Consider the following 24,317-nt stretch of genomic DNA (forward strand, 5'->3'; position numbering starts at 1 on the left):
CCGGTGAGCCCTTTCAATAAGGTAATCCGCTTTTTACCACACAAGGTAACGCAAGCATGAATGCTGCTATTTTCCGCTTCTTTTTTTACTTTAGCACCTGACTCCGGGAGGCTAGCGCGTGAAAGAAGAAACGGAAAATTAACGCCAAAAGCCTCCAACAGGAGGCTTTTTTTGTGTCTGAATTTTAAGTAAAAAGTCCAACAACAAGGACATAACGAGGAAAATTATGTCACATCTCGCAGAGCTGGTTGCCAGTGCACGGGCAGCCATTAATGATGCCTCAGATGTTGCCGCGTTAGATAACGTACGCGTTGAATATCTGGGTAAGAAAGGGCATCTGACCCTTCAGATGACCACCCTGCGTGAGCTGCCGCCAGAAGAGCGCCCGGCTGCCGGGGCGGTGATTAACGAAGCAAAAGAACAGGTCCAGCAGGCGCTGAACGCGCGTAAATACGATCTGGAAAATGCTGCACTGAACGCGCGCCTGGCGGCTGAGACCATCGACGTATCCCTGCCGGGGCGCCGTATCGAAAACGGCGGCCTGCATCCGGTCACCCGTACTATCGACCGCATTGAGAGTTTCTTCGGTGAGCTTGGCTTTACCGTGGCGACGGGCCCGGAAATCGAAGATGATTATCACAACTTCGATGCATTGAATATTCCAGGCCATCATCCGGCACGCGCTGACCACGACACTTTCTGGTTTGATGCCACCCGCCTGCTGCGTACGCAGACATCTGGCGTGCAGATTCGCACCATGAAAGAACAGCAGCCGCCGATTCGTATTATCGCGCCGGGCCGCGTGTACCGTAACGACTACGACCAGACGCATACCCCGATGTTCCATCAGATGGAAGGTCTGATTGTTGATACCAACATCAGCTTTACCAACCTGAAAGGTACGCTGCACGATTTCCTGAACAACTTCTTTGAGGAAGATCTGCAGGTACGTTTCCGTCCATCTTACTTCCCGTTCACTGAACCGTCTGCAGAGGTGGATGTGATGGGTAAAAACGGCAAATGGCTGGAAGTGTTGGGTTGCGGCATGGTGCATCCGAACGTACTGCGCAATGTGGGCATTGACCCGGAAATCTATTCTGGCTTCGCGTTTGGGATGGGAATGGAGCGCCTGACCATGCTGCGTTACGGTGTGACCGATCTGCGAGCATTCTTCGAAAACGATTTGCGTTTCCTCAAACAGTTTAAATAAGGGCAGGACAAATAATGAAATTCAGTGAACTGTGGTTACGCGAGTGGGTTAACCCGGCAGTCGACAGTGAAGCGCTTTCCGATCAAATCACCATGGCTGGCCTGGAAGTTGACGGCGTCGAGCCTGTGGCGGGCGCATTTAACGGCGTGGTTGTGGGTGAAGTTGTGGAGTGCGGTCAGCACCCGAATGCAGACAAACTGCGCGTTACAAAAGTGAATGTGGGCGGTGAACGCCTGCTGGATATTGTCTGTGGCGCGCCGAACTGCCGCCAGGGGTTGAAAGTGGCTGTTGCCACCATCGGCGCAGTACTGCCGGGTGACTTCAAAATTAAAGCGGCCAAACTGCGCGGTGAACCGTCAGAAGGCATGCTGTGTTCGTTCTCTGAGCTGGGTATTTCCGATGACCACAGCGGCATTATCGAACTGCCGCTGGACGCCACGATTGGTACCGATATTCGCGACTACCTTAAACTTGATGACAACACTATTGAAATCAGTGTGACGCCGAACCGTGCGGATTGCTTAGGGATCATTGGCGTCGCGCGTGATGTCGCCGCACTGAACAAAGCACCGCTGGTTGAACCGGAAATCACCCCGGTTGTCGCCACCATTAACGATACGCTGCCAATCACCGTTGACGCCGCTGATGCCTGTCCGCGTTATCTGGGGCGTGTGGTTAAGGGTATTAACGTAAAAGCGCCGACCCCGCTGTGGATGAAAGAAAAACTGCGTCGCTGCGGTGTGCGTTCTATCGATGCGGTTGTGGACGTGACCAACTATGTTCTGTTGGAACTGGGTCAGCCGATGCATGCTTTCGATATGGATCGTATCGACGGTGGTATCGTCGTACGTATGGCGAAAGAGAACGAAACGCTGGTACTGCTCGACGGTAGCGAAGCCAAACTGGCAACCGACACGCTGGTGATTGCTGACCACAATAAAGCGCTGGCTATGGGCGGCATTTTTGGTGGTGAACATTCTGGCGTGAACGGTGATACACAGAACGTTCTGCTGGAATCCGCGTTCTTTAACCCACTGTCCATCACTGGCCGTGCGCGTCGTCATGGTCTGCACACGGATGCTTCCCATCGCTATGAGCGTGGCGTTGATCCGGCGTTGCAGTACAAAGCCATGGAGCGTGCGACCCGTCTGCTGATTGATATCTGCGGCGGTGAAGCTGGTCCGGTTGTTGATATCACCAATGAAGCCACGCTGCCGAAACGGGCGACCATCCGTCTGCGCCGCAGCAAGCTGGATCGTTTGATTGGTCATCATATTGCGGATGAACAGGTTACTGACATCCTTAAACGCCTGGGGTGCGAAGTCACCGAAGGGCAGGATGAGTGGCTGGCCGTTGCGCCGAGCTGGCGTTTCGATATGGAAATCGAAGAAGACCTGGTAGAAGAGGTTGCGCGCCTGTACGGTTACAACAACATCCCGAATGCACCGGTACAAGCCGGGCTGGTGATGGGGTCACACCGCGAAGCCAATCTGTCGCTCAAGCGCGTGAAAACGCTGCTCAATGACAAAGGCTATCAGGAAGTGATCACCTACAGTTTCGTTGATCCGAAAGTACAGCAGTTGATCCATCCGGGTGAAGAAGCGCTGATTCTGCCAAGCCCGATCTCCAGCGAAATGTCAGCGATGCGTATGTCACTGCTGACCGGCCTGCTCGGGACTATCGTCTATAACCAGAACCGTCAGCAGAGCCGTGTGCGTATCTTCGAAACCGGTCTGCGCTTCGTACCGGACACCCAGGCGCCTTTAGGTATTCGTCAGGATCTGATGCTGGCGGGCGCCATCTGCGGTAACCGCTATGAAGAGCATTGGGATCTGGCTAAAGGCAGCGTTGATTTCTTCGACCTGAAAGGCGATCTGGAGTCCTTACTCGACCTGACCGGCAAATTGTCCGCGATTGAGTTCCGCGCAGAGGCGAATCCGGCGCTGCATCCTGGGCAATCCGCAGCGATTTATCTGAAAGATGAATACGTTGGTTTCATTGGCGTCGTGCATCCGGAGCTGGAACGTAAGCTCGATCTGAATGGTCGTACGCTGGTGTTTGAACTGGAGTGGAACAAGGTCGCAGACCGCGTGGTTCCTCAGGCGCAGGAGATTTCACGCTTCCCGGCGAACCGTCGCGACATCGCTGTCGTCGTCGCTGAAAACGTGGCTGCGGCAGATATTTTAGCCGAATGTAAGAAAGTTGGCGTAAATCAGGTAGTTGGCGTAAACTTATTTGACGTGTACCGCGGTAAGGGTGTTGCGGAGGGGTATAAAAGCCTCGCCATTAGCCTGATCCTTCAGGATACCAGCCGTACACTCGAAGAAGAGGAGATTGCCGCTACCGTCGCCAAATGTGTAGAGGCATTAAAAGAGCGATTCCAGGCATCATTGAGGGATTGAACCTATGGCGCTTACAAAAGCTGAAATGTCCGAATATCTGTTTGATAAGCTTGGGCTTAGCAAGCGAGATGCTAAAGAGCTGGTAGAGCTGTTTTTCGAAGAGATCCGTCGTGCTTTGGAAAATGGTGAGCAGGTAAAACTCTCCGGCTTTGGCAATTTCGATCTGCGTGATAAGAATCAACGTCCGGGACGTAACCCGAAAACGGGCGAAGATATTCCCATTACAGCCCGGCGCGTGGTGACCTTCAGACCCGGCCAGAAGTTAAAAAGCCGCGTCGAAAACGCTTCGCCCAAAGCAGAGTAATCTGGACTAATTAAAAAGGCCGCAATTGCGGCCTTTTTCTTTCAATACTGAATATCATCTTTAAAATCAACTCACTCAATAACGCATCAATTGAACTGCATGCTGAATTACGCAAAACTCCAACAGCGTCGCAATGGTCAGTGGCTCTGCGGCCTTGCGCTGCTTTTGCTGATCGCGCTGTTTATTAGCCTGTGCGCGGGCGATCAGTGGATTGGTCCTGCAAACTGGCTTGATGCCCGTGGGCAACTTTTTGTCTGGCAAATACGTCTGCCCCGTACGTTAGCGGTTTTGCTGGTGGGGGCGGCGCTGGCATTAAGCGGCGCGATTATGCAGGCGTTGTTTGAAAACCCACTGGCCGAGCCGGGGCTTCTGGGCGTGTCTAACGGTGCGGGCGTCGGGTTAATAGCCGCCGTACTGCTGGGAAAAGGTCTGTTGCCTGGCTGGGCGTTAGGGTTATGCGCCATCGCCGGGGCGCTGGTCATCACGCTTATTCTGCTGCGCTTTGCCCGACGGCATATGTCGACCAGTCGTCTGCTGTTAGCCGGCGTCGCGTTGGGGATCATTTGTAGCGCGCTGATGACCTGGGCCATCTATTTTTCCACTTCATTCGACCTGCGCCAGCTCATGTACTGGATGATGGGCGGTTTTGGCGGCGTAGACTGGCAACAAAGCTGGCTGATGGTCGCACTGTTACCGGTTATGGGCTGGACCTGCTTTCAGTCGCAGCCACTTAACGTACTGGCGCTGGGGGAGACATCGGCCCGTCAACTTGGGCTACCCCTGTGGTTCTGGCGCAATGTGCTGGTGGTGGCAACCGGCTGGATGGTGGGCGTCAGCGTCGCGCTGGCTGGCTCCATTGGCTTTATAGGGCTGGTTATCCCCCATATTCTGCGTCTTTGCGGCCTCACCGACCATCGCGTGCTTCTGCCCGCCTGCGCGCTTGCGGGGGCGACGGCACTGCTTTTTGCCGATATTGTTGCCCGAATGGCGCTGAGCGCCGCGGAATTACCTATCGGTGTCGTGACGGCAACACTGGGGGCACCGGTGTTCATCTGGCTCTTGCTAACGGCAAGACGCTAAAAGGCCGGAGGACGCAATGCCCGTATTCACCCGCAGACAATAATTACGTAAAAGTGTGTAACAACAGCACGTCAAAAAAAGAAAAATTACTTAATTCGTTGGTTTTATGCCTTTTTTTGGTAAATGACAGGAAAAGGATTATCGCGCATTATCTGGCTATTATTAATGACTGGCCGGGCGAGAGATCCGGCGTACGAATGAACCGACTAAGGGGATGCTATGCACCAGGATATTTTGAACACCGAGATTACAACAATTGATGGCGAACATATCACGCTGGAAAAGTACCAGGGCAAGGTTATTCTGGTAGTGAATGTGGCCTCAAAATGTGGCCTGACGCCACAGTATGAACAACTGGAAAACATTCAGAAAGCCTGGGAGAAAGACGGGTTTATCGTTCTCGGCTTCCCGTGTAATCAGTTTGCCGGGCAGGAGCCGGGCAGTGAAGAAGAGATCAAAACCTTCTGCAGCACGACCTACGGGGTGACTTTCCCAATGGCAGCCAAAGTCGATGTTAACGGTGAAAACCGCCATCCTTTGTATCGCAAATTGATTGCCGCGGCACCAAAGGCTGTCGCCCCGGAGGAGAGCGGTTTTTATGAGCGCATGGCCAGCAAAGGGCGGGCACCGCTTTATCCGGATGATATCCTGTGGAACTTTGAAAAATTCCTGATTGGTCGTGATGGTCAGGTTGTTCAGCGTTTCTCACCGGATATGACACCCGAAGATCCTATCCTGATGGAAGCGATTAAGCTGGCGCTGGCAAAATAATGCCGTTGCTGCAACTTCGTGACCTTGAGGATGCAGGCAGACTGGGGCCAATTACGGCCCTGGTCGACAAAGCGCAAATGCTGCATCTCGTCGGGCCGAATGGTGCCGGGAAAAGCACGCTTCTGGCACGTCTCGCCGGTTTGACGCAGGGAAAGGGCAGTGTGCAGTTAAATGGTCGCCCGCTTGAGCAATGGCATGCGCCGCAACTGGCTCGTCATCGCGCTTACCTGTCCCAGCAGCAGACACCGCCCTTCGCCATGCCGGTATGGCATTATCTGGCACTGCATCAGCCTCACCATCCCAACGACAACGTGGTTGAAGAGATTACGCATAAACTTGGGCTGGCGGATAAGCTGGGGCGCACTGTCAATCACCTCTCCGGTGGCGAATGGCAGCGGGTGCGGCTGGCAGCGGTGATTGCGCAAATTCATCCGGAAGCGAATGCGGATGGGCAACTCCTGTTGTTAGACGAGCCGATGAACAGTCTCGATGTCGCCCAGCAGGCCGCGCTGGATGGCATGTTAAGCGAGCTGGTGGCGGCAGGGATCACCGTTGTGATGAGCAGCCACGATCTAAACCATTCGCTGCGTCGCGCGCATCAGGTGTGGCTATTACGCCAGGGTAAACTGATTGCCAGTGGCCCACGTGATGAGGTGTTAACGCCGCAAAATCTGGCGACCGCATACGGTATGCCATTTCGTCGCCTCGACCTGGCTGGTCACAGGATGCTCATTCCCGAGGTATAGCAGTAAACGGAACTTGCAAGAATTGCAATTCACACGCTAAATTATTCCAGCATAACAAAAATAGAGGTTTTGCTGGATGCGCATCTGGTTTCTTCTGGCGGCATTAATTCTTTCAGGGTGCAGCAGTCATCGGGCACCGCCACCTAACGCACGCCTTTCTGATTCCATCACCGTCATTGCGGGGCTTAATGATCAACTGCGCGACTGGCGCGGTACGCCTTACCGCTATGGCGGCATGAGCCGTAATGGCGTTGATTGTTCGGCATTCGTGATGATGACCTTCCGCGATAAATTTAACCTTGAGCTTCCCCGCGATACGCGTAAACAGGCGGAAGTGGGAACGAAAATCGATAAGGATGAATTGCTGCCAGGCGATCTGGTGTTCTTCAAAACAGGCTCCGGCGATAACGGTCTGCATGTGGGCATCTACGACACCGATAATGCCTTTATCCATGCATCCACCAGCCAGGGAGTCGTGCGTTCTTCGTTAAACAATGTCTACTGGCGCAAGAATTTCTGGCAGGCGCGTCGTATCTAATCCCCTTCCCATAACAAGCAGCGAATAGCTAACCGGTTCGCTGCTTTTGTGAACTAAACGCAAATTTTGTTATTTTCCTCACCGTTCATTCATTTTTCCTTCAATATTTATTATTTAACTATTCGTTACCTTAAAGGGCTGTCAGTATCGTGGCATACGCTGGTGTGAGCAATTTAACCAGGATAAGCTTGCGCACGAAAATAAGGAATTTTCGACAATATAATGGGAAATGATGAAGTCAGTTTTGTTAAGTTCAACTACGTTGATGCATGTGCGCATTGGTTTTTCGATGCAGGATATCAACCTTAATGCGGGGTTGGCGCCATGATCGTATCGTTTGATGACACCTATCGCTCAGAGTTTTTACTACAGCCTGCGCGCAACGGTTACGGCACGCTTGTCGGGATTGAAATCGTGGTCAATTTCGTTGGGGCGGGTTCTGTACGGGCATCTGCAGAGCGGATAGTGCCACGCCTGAGCCCAGACGAAACGCTGACGCTTTTTACTGAGCAATTAGAATTACTCGAGTCTTGTAAGCTATTCTTTATTCAGCATCAACTTCTCGCCTGGATACATATTTCACCGCTTATTGTCGATGCATTGATCTCTAATGCTGAACTTGCCGAAACGGTAGCGAAATATCCTTTTCTCGAATTTACTGTGAATGAGAATTATCCCAACCTGACGAAAGGTAATGAAAATAATTCTCTCGTCTTGTTTAGCGAACGGTATCCTTTAATCCTGGGAAATTTTGGTGCCGGGGCGGCTTCCACTCGCGCCATTTTTGACGGGCTGTTTAAGCGGGTGGTGTTGGATAAAAATTTTATCCATCAGCGGCTGGCCTCGCGTTCGTTCGAACCCTTTATGCGCGCGATCGTCTCACAAATTTCCCCCTATTGCCGTTCGGTAATGATTGACGGTATTGACGATGAAAAAACCTTAAAGCGGGTGAAGCCGTATCAGTTCAGTGCCATGCAGGGGAATTTATGGCCAGCGGTCCCCGCCGCTCAGATCACCAGCCTGGTTCAGGGATAACCTTGCCTTTAACCCGTGTTTAACATCCTCTAAACCCACTACAATAAAGACAGGAGGTACTATGACCCTGTCTTTTATTACCCGCTGGCGCGATGAGCTGCCCGGTTTTTATACTGCCCTTTCCCCGACACCGCTGAGTAATGCCCGCTTGCTTTGGCATAATGCCCCTCTGGCGAAAACCATGGGCATCGATCCCGCCCTGTTTACGCCGAACGAGGGGGCTGGCGTGTGGGGGGGCGAAACGCTGCTTCCCGGAATGTCACCGCTTTCGCAGGTCTACAGCGGACATCAGTTTGGCGTCTGGGCGGGGCAACTGGGCGACGGGCGCGGTATCCTGCTCGGCGAACAGCGACTGCCTGATGGTACAACGCTGGACTGGCACCTGAAAGGTGCCGGGCTTACGCCGTATTCCCGTATGGGTGATGGCCGTGCGGTGCTGCGCTCAACCATTCGTGAAAGCCTGGCCTCTGAGGCCATGCACCATCTGGGGATTGCGACGACACGTGCGCTTTCTATTGTCACCAGTGACACGCCTGTCTACCGCGAAAGCGTTGAGCAGGGGGCGATGATGATGCGCATTGCGCAAAGTCATATCCGTTTTGGCCACTTCGAGCACTTCTATTATCGGCGCGAACCCGAAAAGGTACGCCAACTGGCGGATTTTGTGATTCGCCATTACTGGCCGCATCTGCAGGATGACGCCAACAAATATGAAGTCTGGTTCCGGGATGTCATTGCCCGTACCGCTGCGCTGATGGCTCGCTGGCAGGCGGTCGGCTTCGCCCATGGGGTCATGAATACGGACAACATGTCGATTCTGGGGCTGACGATTGATTACGGCCCCTACGGTTTTCTTGATGACTACCAGCCCGGTTTTATCTGCAATCACTCGGACTACCAGGGACGTTATAGCTTCGATAACCAGCCAACAATTGCCCTGTGGAATCTGCAACGGCTGGCGCAAACTCTGTCGCCCTTTATGAGTGCCGATGTGCTCAATGCGGCGCTGGACAGTTATCAGCCGGTATTGCTGAGCGAATATGGCATATTGATGCGCCAGAAACTGGGCTTTTTTAGCCAGCAAAAGGATGACAATGTGTTGTTAAGCGAGCTCTTCGCTCTGATGGAACGTGAAGGCAGCGACTATACCCGCACTTTCCGCATGTTAAGCCATACTGAGCAGATGAGCGCCAGCAGCGCGCTACGTGACGAGTTTATCGATCGCGAAGCGTTTGACAGTTGGTTTAGCCGCTACCGTGCGCGTCTGGCGCAGGAGACTATTGCGGATGCGCAACGTCAGCAGCAGATGCAAAACGTAAACCCGGCGGTTGTGCTGCGTAACTGGCTCGCACAGCGGGCGATTGAACAGGCAGAGCAGGAAAATATCGAAGAGCTGGAGCGTCTGCATGCCGTCTTGCGGGAGCCTTATGCAGAGCGCAACGATGACTATAGCCGTCGCCCACCGGACTGGGGTAAAAGACTGGAGGTTAGCTGTTCGAGCTGAGCCTCTATTTCGTTAGTATCAGTTTCCCGGCGTGCGTCTGTCGCAACAGATATTCTTGTCCCTGATGTTCAATGACAACGCGCGCCGAATCCCCCAACAGGGTTTTGCTGTTGATGCGGCGATCCTCAGGATGAATAGTGGCTGGGCTGGCAGGTAGTTTCTCTGCCGGAGTGGTCGGCTTATCCTTGTTCGACATTTCACGCTAACTGTTTGGATATGACAATGATAATTATTATTAATACCTGCCGTGCGGGCTGCAAGTAATATTTGGAAAACCAATCATTTGGGGTAGGGGGACGCGCCCCGCCGGGAGACCCGACGGGAAAAGGATTACAAACGTGAGGAGACTGCCACAGCGAGTTTATCGAGCAATACTTCGCTGTCTTCCCAACTCAGGCACGGGTCAGTGATAGACTGCCCGTATACCAGCGGCTGGCCGCTGACGATCTTTTGCGTACCCTCTTGCAGGAAACTCTCCGCCATCACCCCCGCAATTGCCGTGGAGCCATCACGAATCTGCTGACAGATGTCATCGCAGACTTCAAGCTGGCGACGATGCTGTTTTTGGCAGTTGCCGTGACTGAAATCGACGACCAGTTGCTCCGGCAGATCAAACTCACGCAGAGTTGCGCAGGCGGCGGCAATATCGTCGGCGTAGAAATTCGGTTTTTTTCCGCCACGCATAATGATATGCCCGTAAGGGTTACCGCTGGTCTGGTAAATGGTCATCTGTCCGGTTTTGTCCGGCGAGAGGAACATATGGCTGGTTCGCGAAGCGCGAATCGCGTCTACCGCAATTCGGGTGTTACCGTCAGTACCGTTTTTAAAGCCTACCGGACAGGAGAGCGCCGACGCCATCTCGCGGTGGATCTGGCTTTCTGTGGTACGCGCGCCAATCGCCCCCCAACTGATCAGATCAGCAATAAACTGTCCTGTCACCATATCCAGAAATTCGGTTGCTGTCGGTACGCCCAGCTCATTCACTGCGAGCAGGAGTTTGCGTGCCAGTTCGATGCCGTGGTTAACGCGGTAGCTGCCGTTCAGGTCGGGATCGGAAATCAACCCTTTCCAGCCCACTACGGTTCGCGGCTTTTCAAAATAGGTGCGCATCACAATTTCCAGTTGCGCACTGTGCTTTTGCCTTAACCCCTGCAGGCGACGGGCATAATCCATTGCTGCGTCCAGATCGTGAATGGAGCAGGGGCCAATAATCACTAATAGCCGTTTATCTTCACCGTTGAGGATTTTCTCGATACGGCGACGGGATTGTGTGACATGTTCCGCAACTGCAAGGGAAACGGGATGCCGCTGCGCGAGCTCTGCCGGAGTGACCAGACTCTCGATGCGCGCAGTGCGAAGTTCATCGGTTTTGTTCATCAGAATTCTCAAAATTTTGTGCTCAAACGGCCAAATGCCGGAGGCGATGCGCACACCTTAAACCAATCCTTGCTTAATTCAATAGCAGGTTGTGATGCGCATCACATCGAAGGCCAGCATGATAGCAAAATTGTCATCCATGTACTAGTGTCTTAGTACATGCGGCGGTTAAGCCCCATCATGTCGAGAATTTTGGTGGCGATCTCTTCTACCGAATAGTTGGTACTGTTTAACCAGGGGATCTGATTTTTACGGTAAAGCGCTTCCACCTCTGCCACTTCCATGCGGCACTGGCGTAATGAAGCGTAACGGCTATTTTCACGGCGCTCTTCGCGAATAGCGGCCAGGCGCTCAGGATTAATGGTCAGACCAAATAATTTATGCTGGAGCGGCTTCAATGAAACAGGCAGAACGAGATTATCCATGTCATCGGCAATAAAAGGATAATTAGCTGCACGGATACCGAATTGCATTGCCAGATAAAGGCTGGTTGGCGTTTTGCCGCAACGGGAAACACCTAACAAAATCACCTGGGCCTGATCCAGGTTGCGCAACGAAATACCGTCATCATGAGCCAGCGTGTAATCAATAGCGGCAATCCGCGCATCATATTTCGTCAGGTTGCCTGGATTTAACCCATGGGTACGATGCGCAATAGGTGTCGGGTCGAGTTTTAATTCTTGCTGTAATGGTGCCACCAGTGCCTGAACAATGTCCTGACAGAACCCTTCGCTTTGTAAAATAATGGTGCGGATTTCAGGCAGTACGATGGAATAAAACACTAACGGACGTACGCCCGTCTGCTGATAGATAGCGTCAATCTGGTCCTTCACTGCTCTGGCGCGGCTTTCATTCTCCACGAACGGCAGCGTGATGCTATTGATGGCAACAGGGAATTGCGACATCACCGCATGGCCTAATACCTCTGCGGTGATAGCGGTACCATCGGAAATATAAAAAACCTGGCGATCCACAGCGCTGTCCATTTTACCCTTCCTGATTGTCATGCGTAATTATCTGAAAGCATAAATTAAAGTCACCCATCTGCGTAGCGTCTTTTCTGAATTTTTAAAATGAAACGGTATTTTTGTTTTTAATGAAAAGTATGGTTCATTTTTATTATGCACTTAAAAAAAGAATGACTTTGAGGATTTTCCGATTATCGAATACGGAATCGTTGACGGGAAAGTGTCCGAAAAGACAAAAATTTAAATTGCTTGAACGATTCACCGTTTTTTCAGCCGGAATAATTATGCCAGGATGAAAAGGTAGTAAATGCTTTATTACCCCATTCAAATATCACAAAAGGATTGTTTAGATGTCCAACAATGGCTCGTCTCCGCTGGTGCTTTGGTATGACCAACTCGGCATGAATGATGTAGACAGAGTTGGGGGCAAAAATGCCTCCCTTGGTGAGATGATTACTAATCTGTCCGGTATGGGCGTAAGCGTACCCAATGGGTTTGCTACCACTGCCGATGCGTTTAACCAGTTTCTCGATCAAAGTGGCCTGAATCAGCGCATCTATGACCTGCTGGATAAAACGGACATTGACGACGTTTCCGAGCTGGCGAAAGCTGGCGCGCAGATTCGCCAGTGGATAGTCGATACCCCGTTCCAGCCGGCGTTTGAAGATGCAATCCATCAGGCCTATGCCAAACTGTCTGCTGATGACGAGCAGGCATCCTTTGCGGTGCGTTCTTCCGCAACGGCAGAAGATATGCCAGACGCCTCCTTTGCGGGCCAACAGGAAACCTTCCTGAACGTGCAGGGGTATGACGCCGTGCTGGTGGCGGTGAAGCATGTTTTCGCCTCCCTGTTCAATGACCGTGCGATCTCTTACCGCGTGCATCAGGGTTACGATCATCGCGGTGTTGCGCTCTCTGCCGGGGTGCAACGGATGGTGCGCTCAGACATCGGTTCTTCAGGCGTGATGTTCTCTATCGACACGGAATCCGGCTTTGATCAGGTGGTATTTGTCACCGCTGCCTGGGGGCTGGGTGAAATGGTGGTACAGGGCGCAGTCAACCCGGATGAATTTTATGTTCATAAGCCAACACTGGCGGCTGGGCGTCCGGCTATCGTGCGCCGCACGATGGGGTCGAAGAAAATTCGCATGGTCTATGCACCAACCCAGGAGCATGGCAAACAGGTGCGTATCGAAGACGTCGAACAGGCTAACCGCGATCGTTTCTCGCTGACCAACGAGGAAGTGCAGGAGCTGGCGAAACAGGCTGTGCAGATTGAAAAACACTATGGCCGGCCGATGGACATTGAATGGGCGAAAGACGGCCATACTGGCAAACTATTTATTGTGCAGGCGCGCCCGGAGACCGTGCGCTCTCGCGGTAAAGTGATGGAGCGTTATACGCTGCATGCGCAGGGCAAAATCATCGCCGAAGGGCGTGCGATTGGCCAGCGCATTGGCGCAGGCCCGGTGAAAGTGATTCACGATATCAGTGAAATGAATCGCATCGAAGCGGGTGATGTGCTGGTGACTGACATGACCGACCCGGACTGGGAACCGATCATGAAAAAAGCGGCAGCGATTGTCACCAACCGTGGCGGTCGTACCTGCCATGCGGCCATCATCGCTCGTGAGCTGGGGATCCCGGCGGTCGTCGGTTGTGGCGATGCAACGGAGCGCATGAAAGATGGCGATAAAGTGACCGTCTCCTGCGCCGAAGGCGACACGGGCTATGTGTACGCCGAGATGCTCGACTTTAGCGTGAAAAGCTCAAGCATTGATGAAATGCCTGCGCTGCCGCTCAAAATCATGATGAACGTGGGCAACCCGGACAGAGCGTTTGATTTTGCCTGTCTGCCGAATGAAGGTGTCGGCCTGGCGCGACTGGAATTTATTATCAACCGTATGATCGGCGTGCACCCGCGTGCATTGCTGGAGTTTGACGATCAGGACGTGAAGCTGCAAAACGAAATCCGCGAAATCATGAAAGGTTATGATTCGCCGAAAGAGTTTTATGTTGGACGTCTGACCGAAGGCATCGCAACGCTGGGGGCGGCATTCTATCCAAAACGGGTGATTGTGCGTCTGTCAGACTTTAAATCCAACGAGTATGCCAACCTCGTCGGCGGTGAACGTTACGAACCGGACGAAGAGAACCCGATGCTCGGCTTCCGTGGTGCCGGTCGCTATGTCTCCGACAGCTTCCGTGACTGTTTCGCGCTGGAATGTGAGGCGGTGAAGCGTGTGCGCAACGAAATGGGGCTGACCAACGTGGAAATCATGGTCCCCTTTGTCCGTACCGTTGAGCAGGCGAAAGCGGTGGTGGAAGAGCTGGCACGTCAGGGGCTCAAACGTGGTGAAAACGGACTCAAGATCATCATGATGTGCGAGATCCCGTCGAATGCGCTGCTCGCTGACCAGTTCCTGGAGCACTTTGACGGCTTCTCTATCGGTTCAAACGACATGACGCAACTGGCGTTGGGGCTGGACCGCGACTCCGGTGTTGTCTCTGAGCTGTTTGATGAGCGTAATGACGCGGTGAAAGCCCTGTTGTCGATGGCCATTCGCGCTGCCAAAAAACACGGCAAATACGTCGGTATCTGTGGGCAGGGCCCGTCGGACCATGAAGACTTCGCGGCCTGGCTGATGGAAGAGGGGATTGATAGCCTCTCCCTGAACCCGGACACCGTTGTTCAAACCTGGCTGACACTGGCTGAACTGAACAAATAATCCATTACTCCCTTACGATAAAACCTCACTTCTTCCGAAGTGGGGTTTTTTTATGGCGGAAATTCGGCTGGAATAAGTAAATTCTTAGCTGAAACAAAATGTGTTTGCGCACGCTTACCTTAGAGATGTGTCAGCAATCGAATTACACTGGCCTCGTTTTAACACATCTGCACGATTCAAATACTCCAACCCATCCTTTGCAGATGCCTCTGATCGCATGTGCTGCGTCAGATATATTTTTCTTTTCGTTTTTTCAGGGAATCTACGCGACCGCGTAAAGCTGTATGAATGTGGCTGCATTGCCATGCTCACACCTTGCGCTTTTATTTTAGTTGGCTACCAGAACTGCAAAAAAATAACGATAGCCTGCCTGCCGATGGTTACGGATACATTTTGCTATCGGTCAGTCAGAAAACTCTGTCAGGTTATTTATATCGGGATGCGTGAGTCTTTTATTCACGCATCCCAATGATCTCATCTCAATTAAGGTAAATGCCATGAAACGTTTATTGCTGATTGCGACCGTGCTCTCCTGCATCGCGCTTAACGGCTGCGCATCGTATAACGATCATATTAAAGCGTGCGACGGAGAGGATGTGAGTACCGCGCATCTGGCCTTTGATTATCTGCCGATTGGCGCGCTACTTGATAACGGAACCTGTGCTGTTACCGGCAACAGTGCGCACTTTAGCAACACGGATGGCGCAAAATGAATTTCTATCAAACGGATACGTTAGCGGCTGTCATTGCACGCCTGAAAGAGCTTACCCGCGAATACCATGCTTATGAAAATACGCTGGCGCAGTTATGTGATGAGGGAGAAAAGGCCCTCAGAATACATAGCGAAGATGCGTATAACACTTTTATGTCTGAATGTGGTTCAACACTGGCGGCAATTAAGGTAGAACTATGACGCGATTGTTATTATTGTTAACCGCCTGTATTTATTCCTGCGCAGTTATGGCTGGTCCGGTTAATGGGAATTGGCTGACGAAGGAATCCGTTATCTGTATTAACGGTATGAGTGTAATAAAATATGATTACAACCATGCTGAATTAGCCAATACCACATTGGATATAGCAGTGAATGGCAAAACGGTTCGTACGATAAAAGGCCTGAATGTCTTTGACCATTGGGACAGCACATTGGATGCCGTCGAATTTGTCCATTTTAAATATGACGGGAAGGCGTACAACATCTATATCCAGGACAGCAAAGGGGAAGGCATCATGCATTTTGACTACACCAGCCCCGCCGTAGACTGTGCTGTCATGACAGGCGTTAATGTATGAGGTGGCTTATCATTATCGGCTTCTTACTATTTGCCGTATGGACGATTCAGGATGCCCCCCGATGAGGCGCGACAGACGTAACCGCGTCACAGAGTTCTTCCCCGCAGGTTAACCTGCCTCACCGCCTGTTTGAGGGATAAAAAAAAGCCCATCGTGGGAGATGGGCAAAGACTACACACAGCAATTCGTTGTTTCACTCAGGGGATTTCCATGCTTATAAATCAAGGTGTTGATTTATAACCGTGACCTTATAGTAGGCCATCCGGGATTTTAGCGTCGATCAGATTCGTCTCATTAGTTAAACGGCGGTTAAGATTTTGCGGGGAAAACGGCGCAAACCTCCGGTCAGGAGGCTTGCGCACGGGAGGGACAGTAAATAAATGATTAGCAGTGCTTCATAATCATCGAAGCTGGCGTATCAGATGCGGGTGTCATCTGCATCGTGTATCTCTTCCAGCGCGTCATTTTCCTCCGGCCCTGGCATGGGCGCTTCGTTAACCCAGGCGGAAAAGAGTCGCCATGAAACAGCCAGTAACACAGGACCAATAAACAGCCCGATCATCCCAAATGCCACCAGGCCGCCAATAACGCCGGAAAGAATCAGTATCATCGGCAGATCGGCCCCCATACGAATCAGCATGGGACGAATAAAGTTATCCAGCGTGCCGACCACGCAACTCCAGACCAATAACACCGTGCCCCATGTTGAGTCGCCGCTCCAGTAGAGCCAGATAATCGCAGGCACCAGCACAACCAGCGGGCCCAGTTGTACCAGACACGTCATCAACATAATGACTGTGAACAGCGTGGCGTATGGCACTCCTGTCACCGCCAGACCAATCCCTCCCAGAACCGCCTGTACCAGCGCGGTGACAACCACGCCAAGCGCGACAGCACGGATGGCCTGCCCGGCCAGCAGAACCGCAGCATCGCCGCGTCTGGCCGCCAGACGATAGGCAAAATGGCGAATCCCCTGTGCGACCTGCTCGCCGCGCCAGTACAGCAGGGCGCTAAATAGCAACATCAGGGCACAATGCAACATAAAGCGACCGATATGTGCCGCCTGACCGACAAACCATGTGGTGGTCGTGCCGACATAAGGGCGTACTTTGGCAAGTATCGCGCTGCCGCCCATATCCAGCAGATTGTGCCAGCCGCTATACAGCTTGTCGCCGATCAGCGGAATACTGTTCAGCCACTCCAGGGTCGGCGGAGTCATTTCACCCGATGTAATGGCCTGAATGACCGGACCGCTGTTATCCACCAGGCTATTAACCAGTAGCGCGACCGGAAGAATAAACAGCAGAATTAATAATAATGTCATCACGATGACTGCCAGTGAGCGGCGACCAAACAGCGCGCGCTGTACGCGCAGAAGCACCGGCCAGGTGGCAATAACCACGGTACCTGCCCAGGCGAAACCAAGAATAAAAGGCTGAACGATCCACAAACAGGCGATGATCATAAGGGCTAAAAACAGTACCGACAGCATCACCTGCGGTACATCCCGGGACTGCGATTGAAAGGCCATAAAACGTAATCACCTTAAGTGAGAGGATGCGAAATCAGTAAAGATAATGATTAATGATTTCAGCGGTTTTTGACAGTCTGATTCTGCCCGTAATTCTGGTGGGCGCATAAGAAAAAAATGTGATACAACGATGGATGCTGCAAGCAAACGATTAACTATTCACAACTACTAACAGTCAGGCAGGGTCAAGAGTAATGATCCCACAGATTTCTCAGGCACCGGGTGTCGTTCAATTGGTGCTGAATTTTTTACAGGCACTGGAGCAACAAGGTTTTACCGGCGATACCGCCACAAGTTATGCCGACAGGCTGACCATGGCGACCGACAACAGTATCTACCAATTGTTACCCGATGCAGTTGTCTTTCCCCGTTCTACTTCTGATGTCGCCTTAATTTCACGCATCGCGGCGGAAGCGCGTTTTCAGTCGCTGGTGTTCACACCGCGCGGCGGTGGCACCGGCACAAATGGTCAGGCGCTGAACCAGGGCATCATCGTTGATATGTCCCGCTATATGAACCGCATTATGGAGATTAATCCTGAGGAAGGATGGGTGCGGGTTGAAGCGGGTGTCATCAAAGATCAACTCAACCAGTTTCTTAAACCCTACGGCTATTTCTTCGCGCCGGAACTGTCCACCAGTAACCGTGCGACGCTGGGTGGCATGATCAATACCGATGCTTCCGGTCAGGGATCGCTGGTCTACGGAAAAACGTCCGACCATGTCCTCGGCGTGCGGGCCGTATTGCTTGGCGGCGATATTCTGGACACCCAACCGGTGCCCGTTGAACTGGCGCAGACGTTGGGTAAAGCAAATACCGCAGTGGGGCGCATTTACCGCACCGTGTTCGAACGTTGCCGGGACAACCGTCAACTGATTATCGATAAATTCCCCAAACTCAACCGTTTCCTCACGGGGTACGACCTGCGCCATGTCTTCAATGATGAGATGACCGAGTTTGACCTGACCCGCGTGTTGACGGGCTCAGAGGGAACGCTGGCATTCATTACCGAAGCGCGGCTGGATATCACCCGTCTGCCGAAAGTACGCCGTCTGGTAAATGTGAAATACGATTCGTTCGACTCCGCGCTGCGTAATGCCCCGTTTATGGTGGAAGCGCGCGCACTGTCGGTTGAAACGGTCGATTCAAAAGTCCTCAATCTGGCGCGCGAAGACATCATCTGGCACTCCGTAAATGAACTCATCACCGATGTGCCGGATAAGACCATGCTTGGTCTGAATATTGTCGAGTTTGCCGGTGATGATGAGGCGTTAATTAATGAGCAGGTTACCTCTCTGTGCGCTCGCCTGGATTCCCTGATGGCGGAAGGGGCGGGCGGGGTGATTGGCTGGCAAATTTGTGACGACCTGGCGGGCATTGAGCGTATCTACGCGATGCGTAAAAAAGCCGTCGGCCTGCTGGGCAATGCGAAAGGGGCGGCAAAACCGATCCCGTTCGCAGAAGATACCTGTGTGCCGCCGGAACACCTTGCGGACTACATCGTCGAGTTTCGCGCATTGCTTGACAGCCATGGCTTGAGCTACGGCATGTTCGGTCATGTGGATGCGGGCGTATTGCATGTGCGTCCGGCGCTCGACATGTGCGACCCGCAACAGGAGGTTTTGATGAAGAAAATCTCCGATGATGTGGTGGCGTTAACGGCCAAATACGGTGGCTTGCTGTGGGGTGAGCACGGTAAAGGTTTCCGCGCCGAATACAGCCCGGCGTTCTTTGGTGCGGAACTGTACGCAGAGCTGCGCAAAGTGAAGGCTGCATTTGACCCGGCAAACCGTCTCAACCCGGGTAAAATTTGTCCCCCTGAGGGGATTGATGCGCCGATGAAGCAGGTAGATGACGTGAAGCGCGGTAGCTTCGACCGGCAAATCCCGATTGCCGTGCGCTCATCCTGGCGTGGGGCGATGGAGTGCAACGGCAATGGCCTGTGCTTCAACTTCGACGCCAAAAGCCCTATGTGCCCGTCGATGAAAATTTCCGGCGATCGTATCCATTCGCCGAAAGGTCGCGCCACGCTGGTGCGCGAGTGGCTGCGTCTGCTGGCCGATCGCGGTATCGACCCGGTGAAGCTGGAAAAAGAGATGCCGGAAAAACGCGCCAGCCTGCGTTCGCTGATTGAGCGTACCCGCAATAGCTGGCATGCGCGTCACGGCGAGTATGATTTTTCGCATGAGGTGAAAGAGGCTATGTCGGGTTGTCTGGCCTGTAAGGCCTGTTCGACCCAGTGCCCGATCAAGATAGACGTGCCGGAGTTCCGCTCGCGCTTCCTGCAACTTTACCACACACGCTATCTGCGTCCGCTGCGCGATCACCTGGTTGCGACCGTGGAAAGCTACGCGCCGTTGATGGCCCGTGCGCCGAAAACGTTCAATTTCTTTATGAGCCAGCCGTGGGTGCGTTCGCTTTCACAAAAACATATTGGCATGGTGGATCTGCCACTGTTGTCTGTTCCCTCATTACAACGGCAGATGATCGGCCACCGTTCGGCGAACCTGACGCTGGAACAGCTTGAAACGTTGAGCGATGCGGAAAAAGCCACTACGGTGCTGGTGGTGCAGGATCCGTTCACCAGTTACTACGATGCGCAAGTGGTGGCCGATTTCGTTCGGCTGGTGGAAAAACTGGGCTACCAGCCCGTTGTCCTGCCCTTTTCGCCGAATGGCAAAGCGCAGCATATCAAAGGCTTCCTGCAGCGTTTTGCGAAAACCGCACAGAAAACTTCGGATTTTCTCAACCGAGTTGCGCAACTGGGCATGCCGATGGTGGGCGTCGACCCGGCGCTGGTGCTCTGCTACCGGGATGAATACAAGCAGACGCTCGGTGAGAAGCGTGGCGATTTTCACGTCATGCTGGTGCACGAATGGTTGCCTTCTGCACTGGAAGGGCGTGAGAATCGCGCCATCAGCGGTGAATCCTGGTACCTGTTTGGCCACTGTACTGAGGTGACAGCGCTGCCTGCTTCCGTTTCGCAATGGACGTCCATTTTTGCCCGTCTGGGCGCGAAACTGGAAAACGTTAGCGTAGGGTGCTGCGGTATGGCAGGAACCTATGGACATGAAGTCAAGAATCACGCCAACTCATTGGGGATTTACGAGTTGTCCTGGCATCAGGCGCTACAACGTTTACCGCGTAGCCGCTGTCTGGCGACAGGCTATTCCTGTCGCAGCCAGGTGAAACGCGTGGAAGGAAATGGCGTACGCCATCCGTTGCAGGCGCTACTGGAGATAATAGGATGATCTGGAAACGTGAGGTAACCCTTGACGCGCTCAATGCGATGGGCGAGGGCAATATGGTAGGACTGCTCGATATCCGTTTTATTGCAATTCATGACGACTCGCTGGAAGCAACAATGCCGGTTGATAGCCGCACACATCAGCCGTTTGGTTTGCTGCATGGCGGCGCTTCTGTGGTGCTGGCGGAGTCGCTGGGTTCCGTTGCCGGATATTTATGTACCGAAGGTGAGAAGAAAGTGGTTGGTATAGAGGTGAATGCCAATCATATTCGTTCCGCACGGAGCGGGCGTGTGCGCGGCGTCTGTCGTGCAGTGCATACCGGTAGCCGCCATCAGGTATGGCAAATTGATATTTACGATGAGCAGGATAAATTATGCTGCACTTCGCGCCTCACCACCGCGGTCATCTGAGATAAATTTGCGACAGGGAAACCTGTCGCAAAAATTCATATTTTCTTCATTCATTTTCACATTCAGACTTGTCCATTCGTGCTATATTGGGCGGGTTTGAAAACCGCTTCGATGGCCATCGAAGCCAGACGCTGTAACGCATAAAGACCTAATGAAGTGATTCGTTGTTTCCTTAAGCGCTACTCCCTACAGGCTTACAGGTAACAATAATGCATTCATCGTTTAAACGGGCGTTTTTACACCCACGCCACTGGGGCACATGGGCCGGGCTTGGCCTGCTTTGGTTGCTCGTTCAATTGCCTTATCCTCTTCTCTCCCGTCTGGGAGAAACCCTCGGGAAATTAGCCCGTCCTTTTCTTAAACGTCGCGAACGTATTGCCCGCCGCAATCTGGAACTTTGCTTTCCAAATATGAGCGATGAACTCCGCGAAGCAATGATTGAGAAAAACTTCATGTCGCTCGGCATGGCGCTGTTTGAAACCGGTATGGCCTGGTTCTGGTCTGATAGCCGGGTGCGCCGCTGGTTCGACGTTGAAGGTTACCAGAACCTTGTTGCCGCACAGGCAAGCCAGCGTGGCGTGATGGTCGTCGGTGTCCATTTTATGTCGCTGGAGCTCGGTGGCCGCGTGATGGGGCTGTGCCAGCCGATGATGGCGACATACCGTCCGCATAACAGTGAGTTGATGGAGTGGGTGCAGACGCGAGGCCGTATGCGTTCCAATAAATCGATGATCGACAGACGTAATCTGAAAGGTCTGGTGAGCGAACTGAAAAAAGGCGAGGCCGTCTGGTTTGCCCCCGATCAGGATTACGGCAGTAAGGGCAGCACCTTCGCGCCATTTTTCTCTGTCGAAAACGCGGCAACCACCAACGGTACTTATGTGTTGTCCCGTCTTTCCGGAGCTTCAATGTTGACGGTGACCATGGTGCGTAAGGCTGATCGCTCAGGTTATTCGCTGCATATCGGCAAGGCGATGACCGATTATCCGGCGAAAGATGAACACGAAGCCGCAAGCTATATCAATAAAGTCATTGAACGTGAGATTCTGCGCGCGCCGGAACAGTATCTGTGGATCCATCGTCGCTTCAAAACCCGCCCGCCAGGAGAAGCTTCGCTGTACCTGTAATTCCTACCCCCGGTCGGCGCACAGCCGGCCGGTTACTGGTTCGCAAGAACGGACTCCGCCGGTTTTTCTCCTGACAAAAAACGATATCGTCCCCCATCCACCCACGATGGATCTGCCAATATTGCTTACGGAGCAGCACACTGCGCCTTTCGCGAAACGTCAAATTTTCGCGGCGATAGCGTATTAATCGAGCTCCGGAATCGCCACTTTTTTGAGCTTAATGACGAAGTGATTTTCATGACGGGTAATTTTCGCGCCGTCGTCACAATATTCGGTTGAGAGTTGAAAAAACGCATCCGCGTCAACATCGAACGCCAGTTCGATTTCACTGTACTTCCCTGAGTTAAGCATCTGATAAACTTGCTTTAAGCTGTGTGCTTTGGCTATCGACATGATAAAAGAACCTCAGAAGTGATGACGAAGTGGTTAAAACCTGACCATTGGTTTATAGCAGGCAATGGCGAAATTTCCATCTGATAAGCAGGGAGCAGCACGTAACGTTAACAGGGAAATTTCACATCTTGAATAATGTTATATTATAACATAACATTTCTTCTTTTCGTAAACCGAGGGACGGATTTTGGTCAGCCATTTTGCAAAAACAACGATAGTTCTGGGGACGCTTTTAGTAAGCGCGAATGCCTTTTCTCATGGCCACCATTCGCACGGAAAACCGTTGAGTGAAATTGAGGAAAAAGCGGCGAACGGTGAATTTAACGATAGCGATGTCAGGGACAGAAAGCTGACCGACTGGGACGGTATGTGGCAGTCTCTCTATCCTTATCTGCAAAGCGGCGATCTGGATCCGGTGTTGCGGAAAAAGGCAGAGAAAGACAAGCGTAAATCGTTCGATGAACTGAAAGCGTACTACCGCAAGGGATATGCCACCGATATCGATACAATCGGTATTGAAAATGGGGTAATGGAATTCCATGTCGGCGACAAGGTGAGTGCCTGTAAATATGATTACGCCGGGCATAAAATCCTGACGTATACCTCCGGCAAGAAGGGCGTGCGTTACCTGTTCGAATGTAAAGATGCCAGCAGTAAGGCGCCAAAGTTTGTGCAGTTTAGCGATCACATTATTGCACCGCGCACATCCACGCATTTCCATATCTTTATGGGTAATACCTCTCAGGAGGCGCTGCTAAAAGAGATGGACAACTGGCCAACTTATTACCCTTATCAGCTTAAAAAAGATCAGATTGTTGATGAGATGCTTCACCATTAATGGAAAATCTGTGCCCGCTTCGGCGGGCCTTTTGTGTCTTCCTGCGCTTTAGTTTCTCCGCCGGCTCTTGTAGCATAGGCCGTTCATCGGCTTTAACGGTATTTGCAGGAGGCAAAGTGTTTGCCGAATATGGTGTTATCAGTTTTTGGTCTTATTTTATCGGGGCGATTTTCATTATCTTAGTGCCTGGTCCGAATACCTTCTTTGTGCTCAAAACCAGCGTGGCGGGTGGGCTGAAAAATGGCTATGTCGCCGCTGCGGGCGTGTTTATCGGCGATGCGGTGTTGATGTTCCTCGCCTATATGGGGGTGGCAACGCTTATCAAAACAACGCCAGTATTGTTCAATCTGGTCCGTTATCTTGGCGCGTTTTACCTGCTCTGGCTTGGGGTGAAAATGCTCTACAGTGCGCTTTCTCGTAAGGGCAAAAGCGTGAGTGAGCATGAGGTACATAAGGGCGATATCTTCAAACGTTCGCTGGTACTGAGCCTGACCAACCCGAAAGCGATTTTGTTTTATGTGTCTTTTTTTGTGCAGTTTATCGACATCCATTATACCAACACGGGAATGGCGTTCTTTATTCTGGCCAGTACGCTGGAATTAATTAGCGTCTGTTATTTCAGCTTCCTGATTATCTCCGGGTCCTATGTGACTCAGTTTGTGAAAACGAAAAAACGTCTCGCAAAACTCGGCAACTCATTAATTGGTCTTATTTTTGTCGGTTTTGCCGCCCGACTGGCAACGCTGCAATCCTGAATAGCATTAAGGCCTGTGTTTAACGGGCTTTATTGCAATGTCCATGCAGGCTCCCGAT

24 protein-coding genes, 1 other RNA gene and 1 other annotated feature are annotated in these 24,317 nt (G+C 52.2%); of the genes, 19 read left to right on the top strand and 6 right to left on the bottom strand.

What is annotated here, in order from left to right:
• Positions 1 to 51: 51 nt before the first annotated feature.
• Positions 52 to 175: a sequence feature (Phe leader region), on the top strand.
• From pheM to selO, 10 genes are all read left to right on the top strand, one after another.
• On the top strand, positions 57 to 101 hold the full coding sequence (gene pheM, locus C5523_RS11095; protein WP_001386830.1) for a pheST operon leader peptide PheM: 45 nt from the start codon (positions 57 to 59) through the stop codon (positions 99 to 101). It overlaps the preceding feature by 45 nt.
• A 51-nt stretch (positions 176 to 226) precedes the next feature.
• A complete protein-coding gene (pheS, locus tag C5523_RS11100) occupies positions 227 to 1,210 on the top strand; it encodes a phenylalanine--tRNA ligase subunit alpha (RefSeq protein WP_041851604.1) in 984 nt (327 codons plus the stop codon).
• 14 nt (positions 1,211 to 1,224) lie between these two features.
• The gene (gene pheT, locus C5523_RS11105; RefSeq protein WP_108701120.1) at positions 1,225 to 3,612 is read left to right on the top strand and encodes a phenylalanine--tRNA ligase subunit beta; all 2,388 of its coding nucleotides are present in this window, start codon (positions 1,225 to 1,227) and stop codon (positions 3,610 to 3,612) included.
• A 4-nt stretch (positions 3,613 to 3,616) separates the two neighbouring features.
• Positions 3,617 to 3,916, top strand: a complete 300-nt coding sequence (gene ihfA, locus C5523_RS11110; protein WP_006820203.1) for an integration host factor subunit alpha — start codon at positions 3,617 to 3,619, stop codon at positions 3,914 to 3,916.
• 99 nt (positions 3,917 to 4,015) lie between these two features.
• Positions 4,016 to 4,996: a vitamin B12 ABC transporter permease BtuC gene (gene btuC, locus C5523_RS11115; protein ID WP_041851602.1), complete on the top strand. Its 981-nt coding sequence runs from the start codon at positions 4,016 to 4,018 to the stop codon at positions 4,994 to 4,996.
• 219 nt (positions 4,997 to 5,215) lie between these two features.
• The gene (locus C5523_RS11120; protein ID WP_041851601.1) at positions 5,216 to 5,767 is read left to right on the top strand and encodes a glutathione peroxidase; all 552 of its coding nucleotides are present in this window, start codon (positions 5,216 to 5,218) and stop codon (positions 5,765 to 5,767) included.
• Positions 5,764 to 6,513, top strand: coding sequence for a vitamin B12 ABC transporter ATP-binding protein BtuD (gene btuD / locus C5523_RS11125; protein ID WP_108701121.1), 750 nt, complete (start codon positions 5,764 to 5,766; stop codon positions 6,511 to 6,513). The genes C5523_RS11120 and btuD overlap by 4 nt, the downstream gene beginning before the upstream one ends.
• 76 nt (positions 6,514 to 6,589) lie before the next feature.
• A complete protein-coding gene (locus C5523_RS11130) occupies positions 6,590 to 7,051 on the top strand; it encodes a C40 family peptidase (protein WP_071195364.1) in 462 nt (153 codons plus the stop codon).
• A gap of 324 nt (positions 7,052 to 7,375) precedes the next feature.
• Positions 7,376 to 8,086, top strand: coding sequence for an EAL domain-containing protein (locus C5523_RS11135; RefSeq protein WP_041851598.1), 711 nt, complete (start codon positions 7,376 to 7,378; stop codon positions 8,084 to 8,086).
• A gap of 61 nt (positions 8,087 to 8,147) precedes the next feature.
• Complete coding sequence (gene selO / locus C5523_RS11140; protein ID WP_108701122.1) at positions 8,148 to 9,590, top strand: protein adenylyltransferase SelO; 1,443 nt, start codon at positions 8,148 to 8,150, stop codon at positions 9,588 to 9,590.
• 4 nt (positions 9,591 to 9,594) lie between these two features.
• On the opposite strand, the gene hemP is transcribed toward selO, so the two are convergent.
• The 3 genes from hemP to ppsR all read right to left on the bottom strand — a co-directional run bounded on the left by hemP (position 9,595) and on the right by ppsR (position 11,953).
• Positions 9,595 to 9,786, bottom strand: coding sequence for a hemin uptake protein HemP (gene hemP, locus C5523_RS11145; RefSeq protein WP_075203641.1), 192 nt, complete (start codon positions 9,784 to 9,786; stop codon positions 9,595 to 9,597).
• Between the two features lie 134 nt (positions 9,787 to 9,920).
• Positions 9,921 to 10,967 carry a 3-deoxy-7-phosphoheptulonate synthase AroH gene (aroH, locus tag C5523_RS11150; protein ID WP_108702309.1) on the bottom strand — a complete coding sequence of 349 codons (1,047 nt, stop codon included), beginning with the start codon at positions 10,965 to 10,967 and terminating at the stop codon, positions 9,921 to 9,923.
• A 152-nt stretch (positions 10,968 to 11,119) separates the two neighbouring features.
• The gene (gene ppsR, locus C5523_RS11155; protein ID WP_041851595.1) at positions 11,120 to 11,953 is read right to left on the bottom strand and encodes a posphoenolpyruvate synthetase regulatory kinase/phosphorylase PpsR; all 834 of its coding nucleotides are present in this window, start codon (positions 11,951 to 11,953) and stop codon (positions 11,120 to 11,122) included.
• Positions 11,954 to 12,285: 332 nt separating this feature from the next.
• Here ppsR and ppsA point away from each other — a divergent pair, with 332 nt between their 5' ends.
• The 4 genes from ppsA to C5523_RS11175 all read left to right on the top strand — a co-directional run bounded on the left by ppsA (position 12,286) and on the right by C5523_RS11175 (position 15,957).
• The gene (gene ppsA / locus C5523_RS11160; RefSeq protein WP_041851594.1) at positions 12,286 to 14,664 is read left to right on the top strand and encodes a phosphoenolpyruvate synthase; all 2,379 of its coding nucleotides are present in this window, start codon (positions 12,286 to 12,288) and stop codon (positions 14,662 to 14,664) included.
• Between the two features lie 497 nt (positions 14,665 to 15,161).
• Positions 15,162 to 15,377: a hypothetical protein gene (locus C5523_RS11165; RefSeq protein WP_108701123.1), complete on the top strand. Its 216-nt coding sequence runs from the start codon at positions 15,162 to 15,164 to the stop codon at positions 15,375 to 15,377.
• Positions 15,374 to 15,577: a hypothetical protein gene (locus C5523_RS11170; RefSeq protein ID WP_041851592.1), complete on the top strand. Its 204-nt coding sequence runs from the start codon at positions 15,374 to 15,376 to the stop codon at positions 15,575 to 15,577. Before C5523_RS11165 ends, C5523_RS11170 begins: the two co-directional genes overlap by 4 nt.
• On the top strand, positions 15,574 to 15,957 hold the full coding sequence (locus tag C5523_RS11175) for a hypothetical protein (protein ID WP_041851591.1): 384 nt from the start codon (positions 15,574 to 15,576) through the stop codon (positions 15,955 to 15,957). The genes C5523_RS11170 and C5523_RS11175 overlap by 4 nt, the downstream gene beginning before the upstream one ends.
• A 136-nt stretch (positions 15,958 to 16,093) precedes the next feature.
• On the opposite strand, the gene rprA is transcribed toward C5523_RS11175, so the two are convergent.
• Together rprA and ydiK are read right to left on the bottom strand one after the other, a co-directional pair.
• Positions 16,094 to 16,201, bottom strand: an RNA gene (gene rprA, locus C5523_RS11180) — antisense sRNA RprA.
• A 174-nt stretch (positions 16,202 to 16,375) separates the two neighbouring features.
• Positions 16,376 to 17,488, bottom strand: a complete 1,113-nt coding sequence (gene ydiK, locus C5523_RS11185) for an AI-2E family transporter YdiK (RefSeq protein ID WP_041851590.1) — start codon at positions 17,486 to 17,488, stop codon at positions 16,376 to 16,378.
• A gap of 194 nt (positions 17,489 to 17,682) precedes the next feature.
• Here ydiK and C5523_RS11190 point away from each other — a divergent pair, with 194 nt between their 5' ends.
• The 3 genes from C5523_RS11190 (at position 17,683) to lpxP (ending at position 22,273) form a co-directional block, all read left to right on the top strand.
• On the top strand, positions 17,683 to 20,739 hold the full coding sequence (locus C5523_RS11190) for an FAD-binding and (Fe-S)-binding domain-containing protein (protein WP_041851589.1): 3,057 nt from the start codon (positions 17,683 to 17,685) through the stop codon (positions 20,737 to 20,739).
• On the top strand, positions 20,736 to 21,146 hold the full coding sequence (menI, locus tag C5523_RS11195) for a 1,4-dihydroxy-2-naphthoyl-CoA hydrolase (RefSeq protein WP_079498111.1): 411 nt from the start codon (positions 20,736 to 20,738) through the stop codon (positions 21,144 to 21,146). Before C5523_RS11190 ends, menI begins: the two co-directional genes overlap by 4 nt.
• 209 nt (positions 21,147 to 21,355) lie before the next feature.
• Positions 21,356 to 22,273, top strand: a complete 918-nt coding sequence (lpxP, locus tag C5523_RS11200; protein WP_041851587.1) for a kdo(2)-lipid IV(A) palmitoleoyltransferase — start codon at positions 21,356 to 21,358, stop codon at positions 22,271 to 22,273.
• A 183-nt stretch (positions 22,274 to 22,456) separates the two neighbouring features.
• Here the strand turns inward: lpxP and C5523_RS11205 are convergent, their stop codons facing one another.
• Complete coding sequence (locus tag C5523_RS11205) at positions 22,457 to 22,666, bottom strand: hypothetical protein (protein ID WP_041851586.1); 210 nt, start codon at positions 22,664 to 22,666, stop codon at positions 22,457 to 22,459.
• Positions 22,667 to 22,853: 187 nt separating this feature from the next.
• Between C5523_RS11205 and zinT the strand changes: the two genes are divergently transcribed.
• Entirely contained in the window at positions 22,854 to 23,504 is a 651-nt protein-coding gene (gene zinT / locus C5523_RS11210) for a metal-binding protein ZinT (RefSeq protein ID WP_079498109.1), read from the top strand.
• A gap of 116 nt (positions 23,505 to 23,620) precedes the next feature.
• On the top strand, positions 23,621 to 24,259 hold the full coding sequence (gene leuE, locus C5523_RS11215; protein WP_079498107.1) for a leucine efflux protein LeuE: 639 nt from the start codon (positions 23,621 to 23,623) through the stop codon (positions 24,257 to 24,259).
• The last annotated feature ends 58 nt before the right edge of the window (positions 24,260 to 24,317 follow it).

Origin of the sequence: Phytobacter sp. SCO41 (assembly GCF_003073275.1) — a bacterium.
Classification (GTDB): Bacteria; Pseudomonadota; Gammaproteobacteria; order Enterobacterales; family Enterobacteriaceae; genus Phytobacter; species Phytobacter diazotrophicus.